At 36.3% G+C, this 15298-nt stretch carries 15 protein-coding genes; 1 reads left to right on the top strand and 14 read right to left on the bottom strand.

Features of this window, described 5'->3' with window-relative positions; all coding sequences use genetic code 11:
* Positions 1 to 25: 25 nt before the first annotated feature.
* The 10 genes from ACZLO7_RS05785 to ACZLO7_RS05740 all read right to left on the bottom strand — a co-directional run bounded on the left by ACZLO7_RS05785 (position 26) and on the right by ACZLO7_RS05740 (position 10720).
* Positions 26 to 616, bottom strand: a complete 591-nt coding sequence (locus ACZLO7_RS05785; protein WP_464938178.1) for a YtxH domain-containing protein — start codon at positions 614 to 616, stop codon at positions 26 to 28.
* A gap of 20 nt (positions 617 to 636) precedes the next feature.
* On the bottom strand, positions 637 to 1110 hold the full coding sequence (locus tag ACZLO7_RS05780; protein ID WP_464938179.1) for a DUF948 domain-containing protein: 474 nt from the start codon (positions 1108 to 1110) through the stop codon (positions 637 to 639).
* Positions 1111 to 1313: 203 nt separating this feature from the next.
* Positions 1314 to 2624 (bottom strand): UDP-N-acetylmuramate--L-alanine ligase, encoded by a 1311-nt coding sequence (murC, locus tag ACZLO7_RS05775; protein ID WP_464938180.1) that lies wholly within the window; start codon positions 2622 to 2624, stop codon positions 1314 to 1316.
* Positions 2625 to 2781: 157 nt separating this feature from the next.
* Complete coding sequence (locus tag ACZLO7_RS05770; RefSeq protein ID WP_511261390.1) at positions 2782 to 6396, bottom strand: DNA translocase FtsK; 3615 nt, start codon at positions 6394 to 6396, stop codon at positions 2782 to 2784.
* 196 nt (positions 6397 to 6592) lie between these two features.
* Positions 6593 to 7198 carry a YtpR family tRNA-binding protein gene (ytpR, locus tag ACZLO7_RS05765; RefSeq protein ID WP_464938182.1) on the bottom strand — a complete coding sequence of 202 codons (606 nt, stop codon included), beginning with the start codon at positions 7196 to 7198 and terminating at the stop codon, positions 6593 to 6595.
* Positions 7195 to 8010 (bottom strand): DUF1444 domain-containing protein, encoded by an 816-nt coding sequence (locus ACZLO7_RS05760; protein WP_464938183.1) that lies wholly within the window; start codon positions 8008 to 8010, stop codon positions 7195 to 7197. Before ACZLO7_RS05760 ends, ytpR begins: the two co-directional genes overlap by 4 nt.
* A 91-nt stretch (positions 8011 to 8101) precedes the next feature.
* The gene (locus ACZLO7_RS05755) at positions 8102 to 8413 is read right to left on the bottom strand and encodes a thioredoxin family protein (RefSeq protein ID WP_464938184.1); all 312 of its coding nucleotides are present in this window, start codon (positions 8411 to 8413) and stop codon (positions 8102 to 8104) included.
* A gap of 10 nt (positions 8414 to 8423) precedes the next feature.
* Positions 8424 to 8945, bottom strand: coding sequence for a hypothetical protein (locus ACZLO7_RS05750; protein WP_464938185.1), 522 nt, complete (start codon positions 8943 to 8945; stop codon positions 8424 to 8426).
* 104 nt (positions 8946 to 9049) lie between these two features.
* Positions 9050 to 9568 (bottom strand): DUF84 family protein, encoded by a 519-nt coding sequence (locus ACZLO7_RS05745; protein ID WP_464938186.1) that lies wholly within the window; start codon positions 9566 to 9568, stop codon positions 9050 to 9052.
* A gap of 78 nt (positions 9569 to 9646) precedes the next feature.
* Positions 9647 to 10720 (bottom strand): M42 family metallopeptidase, encoded by a 1074-nt coding sequence (locus tag ACZLO7_RS05740; protein ID WP_464938187.1) that lies wholly within the window; start codon positions 10718 to 10720, stop codon positions 9647 to 9649.
* Positions 10721 to 10964: 244 nt separating this feature from the next.
* On the opposite strand from ACZLO7_RS05740, the gene ACZLO7_RS05735 reads away from it, so the two are divergent.
* Complete coding sequence (locus ACZLO7_RS05735) at positions 10965 to 11279, top strand: hypothetical protein (RefSeq protein WP_464938188.1); 315 nt, start codon at positions 10965 to 10967, stop codon at positions 11277 to 11279.
* A 170-nt stretch (positions 11280 to 11449) separates the two neighbouring features.
* On the opposite strand, the gene ACZLO7_RS05730 is transcribed toward ACZLO7_RS05735, so the two are convergent.
* The 4 genes from ACZLO7_RS05730 to ACZLO7_RS05715 form a co-directional block, all read right to left on the bottom strand.
* Entirely contained in the window at positions 11450 to 12328 is an 879-nt protein-coding gene (locus ACZLO7_RS05730; RefSeq protein ID WP_464938189.1) for a YtnP family quorum-quenching lactonase, read from the bottom strand.
* Between the two features lie 202 nt (positions 12329 to 12530).
* Positions 12531 to 13187 (bottom strand): tRNA (guanosine(46)-N7)-methyltransferase TrmB, encoded by a 657-nt coding sequence (gene trmB / locus ACZLO7_RS05725; RefSeq protein WP_464938190.1) that lies wholly within the window; start codon positions 13185 to 13187, stop codon positions 12531 to 12533.
* Between the two features lie 66 nt (positions 13188 to 13253).
* Entirely contained in the window at positions 13254 to 14189 is a 936-nt protein-coding gene (locus tag ACZLO7_RS05720; RefSeq protein WP_464938191.1) for a diacylglycerol/lipid kinase family protein, read from the bottom strand.
* The gene (locus ACZLO7_RS05715; RefSeq protein WP_464938192.1) at positions 14186 to 15211 is read right to left on the bottom strand and encodes a nuclease-related domain-containing protein; all 1026 of its coding nucleotides are present in this window, start codon (positions 15209 to 15211) and stop codon (positions 14186 to 14188) included. The genes ACZLO7_RS05720 and ACZLO7_RS05715 overlap by 4 nt, the downstream gene beginning before the upstream one ends.
* Positions 15212 to 15298 lie beyond the last annotated feature (87 nt).

The raw sequence follows: 15298 nt of genomic DNA, 5'->3' as shown, positions 1-15298 counted from the left end.
ATAGCTTTTACTATTAGTACATTATCTATTTTTTTGTTGTTTCAGCTTCTGCTTCTTGCTTTTCAGCTTCGACTACTTCAACTGCTTCTTCAAGAGCCAAACTAACAGCTGTTGGCTCATTAGTTTCAGCTTCATATTCTGCAATCGTTTTTTCCATTGTTTCCATGATATCTAATGGCTCTTCACCTTCAAAAGAAACCGTTCCATCATCCAATGGCTGAGTTGTTTTAGTTTTAATTGATTTTACTTTATCAACTAGTTGACCTGATTGTTCTTGAAGCGTTTTTGAAATTTGAGCTGATTTTTCCTTTGCAGTGGTAGAAAGCTCAATACTTTTTTCTTTGATTTGGCTCGCTTGTGTTGCCACATCTTCACGCAATTCTTTACCTGTTTTAGGAGCTAAAAATAACGCTGTAGCAGCCCCAACAATACCACCTACAAATGCACCGATCACAAAATCTTTTACGTTTACATTTGATTCGTCGTAGAGAGATTCAGCTTTATGTTCATAAGGTTGTGGTAAGTAAGCATTCACTTCCGAACCCTCAATTCCTTGGTTACCATAAACATCATAATTATTTCTCACATCATTGTAATTCGGTTTTTGTTCTGACATACCTAGCGCCTCCCAAAATCTTATTTTCTTCTTTGTCTTTTAACAGTTGCATCTGGTGTATTCACCGTGACTGTCTCACTGTTTGCTTTACGCTCTTTCATCTTACCACGTATTCCCATAAAAGCGTTACTCCATTGAATAACTTGTGCGATTTGATCGCTGTTTTTCGAAACGTTAGAATAAATAGAAGATGTTACTTGTTGCACTGAATTATTCAATCCATTTACTGAATCTCCAAAACCTTTTACGGCTTGTACTACCGTATTCAGTTGCTTAGATTTGTCTTGAATATCCTCTGCCAAACTATTCGTTTTTTCTAATAAACCTGTTGTCTCACGTGTAATCCCTTGCATTTGGCCTTCAATTCCAGCCATTGTATTCGCTACATTATTTAATGTCGTTTTCAACGAATTTAATGTCATCGCTAAACCAATACATAAAACAAGGAACCCAATCGCTGCAACTAATGCTGCTATATACAAAATAACTATCATCTTACACCCTCCTAACTATATACATTTAAGTTCCCACAAAATGAATGTATTTAAACATTACATATTACAATACATTCAACAAAACATTGCTAAATCCTGCTAATCATCATCACTATACTACAAAAATAAAGAATTTTCCATAAAAAAAAACAGCTTAGCCTCTACTAGAGATTAAACTGTTTTCTAATATATTTGCGCTTGTATTATGCGTTTCCTTCTAATAAAAGTACTTCAAATGCTTCTTGGAATTTATGAACATCTCCTGCGCCCATAAACAAGAATACCGAATCTTTATGCTCAACTAAAGAAGGAATATTTTCTAACTTCAATAAATCGCTGCCTTCAATTAGATCTACTAAATCTTGTATAGACAGTGCACCTGATTTTTCACGCGCAGAGCTGAAAATATCACAAAGATAAACACTATCTGCTTCACTTAAACTATCCGCAAAATCTTGTAAAAATGCTTGCGTACGTGTAAATGTATGTGGTTGGAAAATAGCTACAACTTCGCGATCCGGGTATTTTTGGCGTGCAGATTGAATCGTCGCTCTAATCTCTGTTGGATGATGAGCATAATCATCAATTAATGTGCGTGCGCCAATTGCTGTCTCTGTAAAACGACGTTTAACACCATCGTAAGTACTTAAACGAGCTTGAATCGTTTCAGCAGGAACTCCTTCATAATGGCACAAAGAAATCACAGCAAGTGTATTTAGTACATTATGATCTCCAAACATCGGAATATGGAACTTACTATAGAATTCGTTACGTACGAAAACATCGAAGGTAGAACCTTCAGTCGTTTTTTCTACATTACGTGCTTCAAAATCATTTTCAGAACCTAAACCGTAAAATACGACTGGTACATTGGCTTGAATTTTTTGTAAGTGTTCATCGTCACCGCAAGCAATAATAGCTTTTTTCACTTGTAATGCCATTGATTGAAACGCATCAAACACATCATCTATGTCTTTATAATAGTCAGGGTGATCAAAATCAATATTCGTCATCACTGCATAATCTGGATGATAAGCTAAGAAATGTCGACGATATTCGCATGCTTCCATTACGAAGTTTTGAGCGCCTACTGCTCCGCCACCAGTACCATCACCAATTAAAAAAGAAGTCGGCTTGTCTCCTTCTAACACATGAGACATTAAACCTGTTGTTGAAGTTTTACCATGGGCTCCTGTAATAGCGACTGATGTATATTGTTCTAAATATTCCCCTAGGAATGTATGATAACGAATTACTTCTACACCGATTTCACGGGCTTTTACTAACTCTGGGTGCTCGTCCGTAAAAGCATTACCCGCAATTACAATCATTCCTGTTTGAATGTTGTTCTCATCAAAAGGCAAGATGGTAATATTGCGCTTTCTTAGTGGATCTTCAGTAAAAAAGTATGTTTCGATATCGGAACCTTGAACCGTCTCACCTGAATCAAATAGAATTTGTGCAAGTGAACTCATTCCTGATCCTTTAATTCCTGTAAAATGATAAACTGTCATGTTGAAACCTCCCGGGAAAGTTTCCTTACCCTTGATTAATCAAATCTTTAAAACATATTACATTATAACATGGATTACTACACTTCTAAAATAAACGATAATTCCCACTCTTTCACTTTTATTATTCACAAATAATAAGTCATTAGTCATGAATAATTTACATTTCGTCATATCCGTTATTAAAGAGATTCTCCAAATCTTGTGTTTTCAAAAAGACATCACGTGGTTTTGTACCCTTTGACTCGGAGATAAATCCTTGAGCCTCCATCATGTCTACTAATCTGGCCGCTCGATTATAGCCGATATGGAATTTTCTTTGTAAAGAAGACGTCGAGACCGTACCTTGCTCACAAATATGACGGCATGCCTCTTCAAATAATTCATCTTGTTCCTCAACAGCCTCAGCTTTTCTTAACAATTCTTCTTGTTCAAAAATATATTCCGGTTCACCCAAGGAACGCATATAGTCTGTTACTGCTTCTATCTCTTCATCCGTTACAAAGGTACCTTGCACGCGAATAGGAGCAGACATGCCATTTCCTAAATACAACATATCACCTCGACCTAACAACCGTTCCGCACCTTGGCTATCCAATATTGTACGTGAATCAATTTGCGATGATACAGAGAAAGCAATACGTGTTGGTATATTAGACTTAATAAGCCCTGTAATAACATCTACAGATGGGCGTTGAGTTGCAAGTACTAAATGAATACCACAAGCTCTTGCTTTTTGAGCAATTCGACAAATAGCCTCTTCTACATCAGTAGGAGCCATCATCATTAAATCTGCTAATTCATCAATGACAATAACTAGATACGGCATTTTCAATGAAAATTTACGTTCTTCTTCAACCATTACATTGTATCTCTTAATATCTCTTGCTCCAACATGTGCAAATAATTGATAACGTCTTTCCATTTCCTCTACAGCCCATTTTAAAGCTGCAGTAGCTGCTTTGACATCGGTAATCACTGGACTCACTAAATGAGGAATATGATTAAATGCAGCCAATTCCACCATTTTAGGGTCAATTAATAGCAGCTTTACATCTTGAGGGCTTGCTTTTAATAATAGACTAACCAAAATTGAGTTAATACAAACAGATTTACCAGACCCTGTTGCGCCTGCAATCAATCCATGAGGCATTTTACGAAGATCAAGTGTCACCGGTTTTCCTGTTAAATCTAAACCTAAAGCCGCTTCGAGAGGTGAATCTGAATCAATAAATAACTGGTCACCAACTATCTCAGAAATACGTACTGGTCGTGATTTTTGGTTTGGAATTTCTATTCCGATTGAGCTCTTCCCTGGTATCGGTGCTTGAATACGTATGTCCCTCGCAGCAAGAGCAAGTTTCAAATCATCTGCTAAGTTACGAATTTTGCTCACTTTAGTACCGTGACCAACTGTGATTTCAAATTGCGTTACTGCAGGCCCTTGCACAATTTGAACAATCTCCCCTTTTACTTGAAAATAAGAGAGTGCTTCAATTAGTTTCTCACCTTGCATATCCATCCATTCAAAATCCTCTGTTTTTTCTTCTGGTGACTCTAAATACCTTAGAGATTCATCAAGGTTTTCGTTAATCCGTGATGGCATAGGCTCTTCAATTACATGTTCATTTACTGATTCAACTGTTGTTGTCGCAATTTCTTGATAGTCAGGCGCCGTATTTGCTTCTAATATAGGTTGTTGTACAGGGATTTCTGTAATAATCGTTTCCAAAGGTTGCTCTTTTGCGACCGAAGGAAGTACAGTCTCATCTACGCTCGTTTTTAAGAATTGCTTAGTAGTTGCTTCTTTCAGTGCCCACTTCTCTTTATCTGTTTTTAACATGAGAACATTAAATGGAAGTTTACTTTGTTCTTTTTTTATTGACTCTGCCACCGGCTGTAGGTACTCTCCCTCTTCGGAAGATAATGATTCCTCAATCTGATTTACATTTTCAGATGGCTTTATAGATGCTTCTACAATTTCACCATCTGTTCTTGAATACTCATCTTCAGGCTCTTCCGCTCGGTGAAGAAGTTCTTCGACAATGGTTGGTTTTTCTTCTATAGTAATCTCTTCTATGGAAGTTTGTGCCTGCCCAACTAAATTTACTTCTAAATTTTGTTCTACAATTTCATCTCGCTCTTTTATTGCAACAGATATTGACTGTTGCTGGAATGGCGCTTCCACATAATGCATAGTGACCGGAGAGGGATTTTCATCACAATCAGTAGCTGAACTATTTGATTCTGCCATTTTTAAAGCGGATGCAGTCATGCCTGAGTCAATTGCAACTTTTAAAGGTTGTACTTCCATACCTTTTGTTTCATTAATAGCTTGCGCTTCTATCATTTCTGCCACAGTAATTGCTTGGTCAACATTCACTTCTGTCTCAACGATAGCTTGGGCCTCTTCCACTTCTGTCTCAACGATAACTTGAGTTTCTTCCACTTCTGTCTCAATGATAGCTTGGGTTTCTTCCACTTCTGTCTCAACGATAGCTTGGGTTTCTTCCACTTCTGTTTCAATGATAGCTTGGGTTTCTTCCACTTCTGTCTCATCGATAACTTGGGTTTCTTCCACTTCTGTCTCAACGATAGCTTGGGCTTCTTCCACTTCTGTCTCAACGATAGCTTGGGTTTCTTCCACTTCTGTCTCAACGATAGCTTGGGCTTCTTCCACTTCTGTTTCAACGATACCTTGGGCTTCTTCCACTTCTGTCTCATCGATAACTTGGGTTTCTTCCACTTCTGTCTCAACGATAGCTTGGGCTTCTTCCACTTCTGTCTCAACGATAGCTTGGGTTTCTTCCACTTCTGTCTCAACGATATCTTGGGCTTCTTCCACTTCTGTTTCAACGATACCTTGGGCTTCTTCCACTTCTGTTTCAACGATACCTTGGACTTTATTCACTTCTGTATCTACAACAGCTTGTACTATTGAAGCAGGGTGAGATAGTGACTCCATTATTTCTGCAGAATTTTGTTGTGTTACTGCTAAATTATCATCCGACTCATTTATCTCATTTGATACTTGGTTCGCTAGCTGATTATGCACCGAGCGCCCAGGTGGCTTTTGGAAACCGTAAACGGGTGACGGAACATTTGTGGGTTTGAATTTTTGCTTTTTCACCTGCTCTGGCACTGTAGTAGCTGCAGTTTGACTTTCACTCTCAATCAATCTACGGCTAGGCGAAGAACTTGGACGTTCCTTATAAGGTGCGGTTGTATCATAACTTGGCGTTGGATTAAATGGATTAATACGCTCTTGCTTTTTTGGCACCTCGTTATAGCGATTCCTAGACGTAGGTCTTGGTTGCTCACGCGTTTCGAAAGGAGTAGGCTCCTGACTTTGCTGTGCCTGACCTTGAAATGGTGACCTTCTATTTTGCGATGTTACTTGGTTATTAGATGATGGTTGGAAACGATCCTGTTGTTGCTTTTGTCGCTGTTTCTGCCATTGATCTTGTTGAAGTGGTTGCGCTTTTGGTCTAACTTGTTTATTTGATTGTGGTGGCACTTGCTTGCTTGGATTTTCTTTTTGTATCATTTGCGAACGCTCAGCATCAGAAATTAACGGGAAACGAAAAGCATCTCTTTTTCGTAAAAACGCAGGAATATGATCTTCTTGTTGTATTGTTTCAAATTCATGTTCTATATATTCTTCTTTATATGTATCTTTTGTTTCTATTCTCTCATCATTAAACTTTTTTTCATTATCATATTCTTCGACTTCGTCACCCATAATACGAGCAACTACATTTTTAAACCATTTCATAAGAATCACTCTTTTCCAAATCGATGCATTCATTTTATCAGTAATAACGCTGACTATGCAATGAGAAGAGAAAGAATGCACTAGAAAATTACCATTTTTCTCAATTTATTTTTTATATTAAAATAATTATTTCTTTTTTGTTACAAAATTAAAAATCGACACCCCTGTAATCAAGGGATGTCGATTTAACAAATATTTACGCTTGGAAAGGTGTACCTGCAACTGTATCATTATCAAGTACTAAAATCCCTTTTACTTGGGGAGCGTTTGGTATTGCTAATTCGCGCGCTGAACAAATCATCCCTGAAGAAGGTACGCCGCGTAGTTCAGCATCTTTGATTAACATACCTGAAGGCATAACTGCCCCTACTTTTGCTACAACTACTTTTTGTCCTGCTTCAACGTTTGGAGCGCCACAAACTATTTGTAATGTTTCATCTCCAACATTTACTTTACAAATATTTAATTTATCTGCATTTGGGTGTTTTTCTTTTTCTTCTACTAAACCAACAACAAATTTTGGTGTTAAGTCAACATCTAAATTTACTACTGCACCATTTTTAGCAATAGCTGCATCAATTGCTGCTACTAGCTCTTCCGTAATTTCAACATTACCTTGCTGTTCAATTGGCATATGTTCGCTCGCGTTAAAAAGGTTAAATCCTTTTACTTCGCCAGTAGATTCTTCTTTTAATAGAACTAAATCTCCGTGTTTTTCTAAAATAGTTTTTACGATTGATTCTGTTGATAATTGAACGAGTAATACGTCTCCAACGTGTGCTTTGTTGTATGATACAATCATTTTTTCTCTTGCTCCTTTTTCACTCTGTTTTTAGCTAATATAAAGATTGGCTCTAAATCGCCATCTTCATATATAAATGACAGCGATGTAATTGGCACTGTACCTACAGTAAAGAAATGCATCGTCATTTGGGCTAGTACATCATAACCTGCTTCATTACGAATATCACCTATGATTAACACATCTTGATGAGGTACTGACACTGTCATATCCCCTTCAATTTTACCACGCATTTCTTTTAAAAAGGCATCATTTAAAATACGGCTGGCATCATAACCATCATTTTCATTTAAAAAATAGAAAATATTCTCCGCTACTACGTCTTTTTTCACTTTCGTATTCAGCTTTCTTATTTGAAAACGTGCAGCTTCTTTTAATTGATCTGCTGATATATGTAACTTGACCAACATATCAACATCAACTAGGCGATACGTATTACCTAGGTCAAGTGCATAGTAAATACGTGTTTCTGCTGTATGATCGCTTGTAACGAAAGCATGCCCTTCTTTTGACTTTTTCGGAAAAGATGTAGAACGAATGATTGGGAAGATATTATCTAAATTCTTAAATCCTTCTCCATATTCTTTTTCCATCGCTGTAAATGTCTCTTTAATTGTGTATATCACTTCATCAATTGCAAGTTCTTTTTTCGTTTCATATTTAGAAAGGATACCTGGTAATGATATGTCCATCCCTTTACCTAGCTCTTTATGATCCAATCTTACTTTGTTGTGTTTTTCATCAAATTGCCATTCAAAGTGAGTATCACTCAATCGTTCTTGTAGCCTTTTGATTAGCTCTTTAGATTTCAACTGCTTCAACTCCCTTTTATTTTTACATAAACAAACGGTTCACTTTTTGTGAACCGTATCAGATAGCTTTGCTTACACTATCATCAATATTTTATAACGACTCTAAAAACTCTTCAATTTCACCTTGTGTTTTACGATCTTTACTTACGAAACGACCAATTTCTTCACCATTCTCGAATGCGACGAAGCTAGGGATTCCAAATATATCTAAGTCTCCACATAAATCGATAAAATCATCACGATTAACTGATACAAATTGAATATCGTTAAATTTCCCTTCTATTTGTGGCATAAACGGATCGATAAAATGACAATCTGGGCACCAGCCTGCTGTAAATAGATAGACTGTTTTCCCTTGTGCATTTAAGTCAGAAAATTGTTCAATAGCTTGTAGAATTTGCATATCCTTGACCTCACTTATTAGTAAACTTCACTGAGCGAACAATTTGCATCATTTGCTCTATTAGTTCATCTATATTTTCACCATTTGTAAGGGTTGTTAATTTAACTCCTCCATTACTTACAATGACCTCATACTGTTTGTCTTCTTTCTTTAATACACTTGCAAAGCCAAATTGATTCTTCTTTTTAAAGGTTTGTTCTTTTACTATATTAGCTTTTTTATCAGCTTTCAAAGCATTATAAAATCTTTCACTATCATTACTTTCTTTTGGATTAATAAATAGAACAAATGCATTATCATCTTTTGACAATATGATATTCGTATCATCAGATGAAGTTTCTAAAGTAAATTCGGAAGGTAGATAGAATTTGATTTTATTTGCTTCTACTGTGCTTTTCTCAGGTTTATCTTCAAATACACTTTTGGCATTCTCCATTCCCTGATCCATTTGTTCTTCAATAGTTTGTCCACAACCTACTAGACTTCCCAGTACAGAAATAATTAGTACCAATAAAATGGTGTATCTTGACATGCCATCCTCCATCTTTGCCTGAACTCCATTCTATTTTAAAGATGTTACAGAGTCCATGCAACTTTAGTGCTTTCCCCCTAAACTTCTAATAAAGAGGGGGAAAGTCATTCTTTTTTGAAGAAGTATTGCCCAATTAACAATTTTATAACATGTTCAAACATTTCTTTTCTATCAATTAAGTCATGAGTGAAAATGCCGATGGCTCCAGAATGTTGTCGGATATCATGTTGTTGTGTGTATTCATCCATAACTGGCCCGAGCTCTCTACCACTTTTCACCTGTTGCGCAACGGTTTCAGGTAGTGGTATTTGTGCTCCAGCCGCTGTTATGACATGGCCGTCTTTTAAAACGAGTGCGCCCCAATTACAAACATACATTATCCCATCAATTAATTTTACTCCACCTTCTAATCCAAATGAAAATTCTGCATTGGATACATTACGTGTATTTTTTGCACGATTGATTGCGCCTTCCCTTGTTTCAGAATCTGACATGGGTTGTGCAGATACGCCAGATGCAACTGCAATATGTTGGAATTCTAATTCATCATCTATAAATTGTTTTACAACCGCTTCTACAGCACCTGTTTTTGCTTTATTTTCTGTTCCAATTGCTATTAACATTTTTCATACTCCTTCAGTAAATCATCTATGTATAGAAAAAGAGGGCCCTTGACGGAACCCCCTTACTAGTATAACAAATTAACCGTTTGCACGGATTGTTTCTAAAGTTGTACGGTCTGCATTTTTGACAAGCTTCACTATTAATTCCTTAGCTGCATCTAAATCATCCGTATGAATGATCGAAGCATGTGTATGAATATAGCGTGAACAAATACCAATAACAGAACTTGGTACACCATCATTAGAAATATGTACATTTCCAGCATCTGTACCACCTGGTGAGACGAAGTATTGGTATGGAATATTATTAGATTCAGCTGTATCTAATATATATTCACGCATTCCTCTATGAGTAATCATTGTACGATCCAAAATACGAAGTAAAGGTCCTTTACCAAGTTGACCAAATTGTGTTTTATCACCTGAAGTATCATTAGCTGGACTAGCATCTAATGCAAAGAAAAGGTCTGGTTTAATCATATTAGCTGACACTTTAGCTCCACGTAATCCAACCTCTTCCATCACATTCGCACCTGAATATAATGTATTCGGTAATTTTTCGTCCTTCAGTTCTTTTAATAATTCAATTGCCAGTCCACAACCATAACGATTATCCCATGCTTTTGCCATTATTTTTTTCGGGTTTGCCATCGGTGTAAATGGACAAATCGGAATAATTGATTGTCCTGGAATGATGCCCATCTTTTCAGCATCCTCTTTGTCATCAGCTCCAACATCAATCAACATATTACTGATTTCCATTGGTTTTGACTGCATTTCAGGTGTTAATAAATGTTTTGGCACAGAAGCAATTACACCTGGAATTGCACCGTTAGTTGCATACACTTCAACACGTTGCGCAAGCATAACTTGACTCCACCAACCACCAAGTGGCTGGAAACGAAGCATGCCATTTTCAGTAATAGACGTTACCATAAATGCCACTTCATCCATATGGCCTGCAACTAAAATACGTGGGCCATTTTCATCACCTTTTTTTAGTCCGAAAATGCCACCTAAATTGTCTTGCACAATTTCATCAGCATACTTAGATAACTCCTGTCGCATAAAAGCACGTACAGCACGTTCATCTCCCGGCGCTCCCGGTAATTCAGTTAATGTTTTAAACATATCCAAAGTTTCTTGATTCAATTGAAAAGCCTCCTTTAGTAAGCCACTATATCTTTTATTTTATCCAAAAACTGCATTTATTACTAGCACTTTATTTCGGCACCCGAAATTTGGCGACGAATGTTTCGTTGATAGCGGTATCTTCATTTATTAATTTACTCCGAACTTGCATTAGCATTCCTAAAAGAATTACCCCTCACATTTTCACTCCATATAATGGATGTGGTACACTAGCTTCATATGAAATTTGGGGAGGCAATGATTTATGAAATTACGTGATTTCCTATTTGGTGTTGCAACAGGACTTGCTGCAGCTTATTTAATTAAAGAAGCTAGTGAAAAAATTTATCCAAACAAACCAGCAAATTCAGTATTGACTGATATTAAAAACTTATTTAAACAAGAAGGACCTATCGATGGCTCATGGATATTCATGGAGCCAGAAGTTTTCAAAAAGGAAAACATTGAAATCCCTGTGTATAAAGGCGGTATTTCTCGCGTCCATAATGGTGAAACGCAAAGCTTCGAATTCGCTGCTGATGCGAAAACAGGCTCAATTGTTGACTTAGTGCGCGTCTAACCCATACTCTCTTCTAAAACTCCTCAATCATGAGGAGTTTTTTTCATAAATGAAATGTAATTTGACCTTCAACAGTGGACTAAGCTCTACTATTTCATATAAAAAAGGTATCTTATGAGCCAACCTTACAACTCAGAGATACCCTACTATTATAAATGCATAAGAAAAAATTATCCTTTAGGGACAGCTCCTTCTTTCATTTCTTCTCTTGTACGCTTCAATTCCCCTATTACTTCTTTACCAGTCTCATTCCATTTAATTAAGCGATAGTGTGCATCATGATAGAAGCTAAACCAATAACCGTTTTCTAATGCTTCCTTCATTAACTTTTCTTTCGCGAAAACAGATGTCATTGGGTAGTCATCATACGCAAGCACCCATAGCGGGTTTTGATGCGCATGTGTCGGCATAATGTCCGCCATATGTAGTATAGTCTCACCATTTTGTGTTAGTTTTATAATACTATGTCCATTACTATGACCACCTGTATGAATCATTTCGATACCAGGAAATACGTCTAATTTATCTGTGAATGGAGTTACTAAATGTTGTACTGGTTCCCAATTTTCTTTCCAATACGTATTAGCTGAACGAACATTAGGTTCGCGCATCTCATCCCACTCAACTTGCGATACGAAAATTTTAGCATTCGGAAAAGTAGGTACAAGCTTGTCCTGTTCCCATTTAGTTAAGCCACAAGCATGGTCAAAATGTAAATGTGTCATTAGTATATAATCGATATCTTCAGATAGTAATCCCATTTCCACTAAACCATCATCGATAAATGATTGCTCTGTCACTCCGAAATTTCTTAACTGCTTTTCTGTAAATTTATTGTTTCCAACACCTGTATCAATTAACATATTCTTGCCTTGATACTGAATAAGAATTGGATCTGTCGGTAGTTCGATTTGGTTGTTTTCATTGACCGGATATTTGCGTGACCAAAGCGGTTTTGGCACTACTCCGAACATTGCTCCACCATCTAAAAAAGTGGTTCCCCCTTTGAGCCATGTTAATGTCATATCATGAAATTTATATTGATCCATTTCCTTTTCCCCCTTGTTTTGAAAATTAGAGTTATCCATTAGTTATCCATTTCAACATTTAGATAAAAAATGAATACCACCACATATAAATTGTAACATGTCTAAAATGGTTGTTCTATTTTTTCTATCCTTTTTCCTTTTCCATTTTCACAAACAAAAAAAGCAGTAGCTTTATATTAGCTACCGCAATTTCTAAAGTCTATTATTTTTCTTCTGGTAATTGGAATTGTGCTTCTACACGATAAATAGGCTGACCTTTTGCAGAGAATTTCTCTTCGTATTCAGTCATAATATTATCTTCAGGCATTTCTTTGTGTAAGTCTAAAGAGACATAAACAAGTTTCATACCATATTGTGACATGCTCACTAAAGAGTACTCAAAAAGTCCGCGGTTATCTGTTTTGAAGTGTACTTCACCAAAATCAGGTAAGATATTCTCATAAATGTTTAAGAAACCTTCGTGTGTTAACCTTCTTTTAGCATGACGTGTTTTTGGCCATGGATCCGAGAAATTTAAGTATAAGCGATCTACATCATTTTTCTCAAAAAACTTCTCTAAGTCCGAACCGTTAACTTTTAATAATCGTAAATTAGTTGGCTGTCCTGCAGCTTGTACTTTTTCAACCGCCTTTACGATTACACTGTCAAAAAGTTCAATACCGATATAGTTAATCTCTGGATTAGCAAGCGCCATTCCAGTGATAAATTGTCCTTTACCTGTTCCTACTTCAATATGCAATGGATTGTCGTTTTGGAATACTTCATTCCATTTACCTTTTTGTTCTTCAGGATTTTGAACGACGATGTCTGGGTGACTAGCGATAAATTCTTCAGCCCATGGTTTATGTCGAAGTCTCAATTGTTCTCCTCATTTCTGTTATTTCTACTGTTCAACTTCTCATTATTCAAGAAAGCTTTACATTCGTCAAGAAGACTTTCTTGCCAATCGCCACCCTTTATGGATTACCCCAAAGTGAATTGACTCATTTTTCTTCGTCTTACCCGCGAATTCTCCATCTGTATGAGCAATAACCTCGTCACAAATTTTCACTTCAAATCTTTCACTTGCATACTGCTGGACTGCTTTTAAACGGGTATGTTTTCCAAAAAAGACCGTACTAAATAGGAATAATAATTTCAAACGTGAAATTTCATAAACAATGGTCAATTCGATATTTTGATCATTAGGGATTGAACATGGGGAAATTTTCATTCCTCCGCCAAAGTATGGCTGATTACTTGCTACGACAAGCCATACTTTTTCAAAAACTTTTTCTTGCCCATTATGTACAACTTTAGCTGAAAACGTTTTAAAGTTTATTAATGCCTTCAGTAAAAAATAAATATATGTCAGTTTCCCTAAACGCAGAATATTGAAGTATTGCTTAAGCTTCGACTCATTTGCCACTTTAGCTATATATGCATCGATGCCAATTCCTGCGTTATTGACATAATAATATGTATCACCATTGCTTTGCATAGTACCGATATCCATTAATATACCATTTCTATGTTGTTTGACAAATGCTTCGATTTCTGTCGCCGTTTTAAATGTCTCATATCCTCTTCCGAAGTCATTTCCAGAACCTGCACCAATCGCTCCAATCCATACTTCTTCACCCTCTAAAATACCCTGTACAACTTCATGAACCGTTCCATCTCCACCAATCGCAATTAATAAATACTTTTCAGATTGCTCTGTTGCTTCATTTGCGTAACGCTTTGCAATTTCTGTTGCATGACCTGGGTAAGCGGTAAATTCTAGTTGGTATGGTATTGTCAAAGATTCTTCAAGATATCTCCATTTCCTTTTAGCAGCACCATTTCCCGCTTTTTCATTCATAATAAAAACAACTTTCACTGATCCGTATCCTTTTTTTCGATCTTTGAATCCCAATTTGTACGATGGAATGATGTTGTTTGTACTGTATTTAATATAGATTGCGCTGCTTTAAATTGCATATGCTTCATAGGTGATGGGTTCTTTTTCAAAAGTGAAAACCATTCTGGAAATTTGCGTTTATCAATAAATTGAACACCATATGCAGAACCAGGATAATCGATAAAACCATTACGAGATAGGACTATTTTATGGATTGGTATATCAATTTGGTCTTGTGTAAACAATTGTTTTAATATGGATTCCATACGATTTAAGCTAATTAATGGGCTTAACACTTTTTTGTCTGTTGTACCTACCTTTTTCAACCAAAAGCGATCTCCGCTACCGATAAACGAAGCGCGATCTTCCTCCTCAAGTACTTGAATACAAAGACAATTTGTTGGTGTTAATAAAATAACCCCCATTTCAATTGGTGCTTTTTTCAATTGTAAAATTGGATTATAGAATAACAAGTAACTATCTGGAAGGTTTTGCGTCAATGCTCTTAATAAAGAATCGCGTTGATATCTTGGCTCAACATATGATTTTTCTCTTAAAGTTGAACTAGCCCATTTTAATTGAAATTGAAATAGTTGATCCATATACATACGCTTTAACTCCTCAGCAGTTTGAGGTCTAAACAGTATATTTGGTTCAAAATCCAAAGTCATTATTTCTTCAGGTAATTCATCCTCATCTGTTGCGCCATGACGTAGAATTGCTTCACCTTGTAATTCGTCATTTTGCTCAAGCTCCTCTTGCTCAAAAGCTTCTTCTTTCTTTTTAAGTGAAAAAGAGAATACCTTTTTAAAAAAAGGATTGCGCTTTTCTTCTAATTCTTCAGACTCATGTTCCCATTGCTCTATTTCAGCGCCAGTTTCCCATTCCTTTTTCATACGTTCCCACTGAATTTGTTTTAATCTTACAAATTGCGATGGATAACGTTTTAAATTAATTTGATAACGTGAAATATAATCTTGTAGCTTAACTAATTGTGCCATTATAAGCATCCCTTCTAAAATAAATTCGTTCAAAAGTAGGGCTATTTCTATTACATTATGTTTTCATTTTACATGAGGTAATGAAAA

Source organism: Viridibacillus sp. d25.2 (assembly GCF_055456015.2).
Note: the sequence above shows the minus strand (reverse complement) of the source record. Positions and strands in the feature narration are given on the sequence as shown.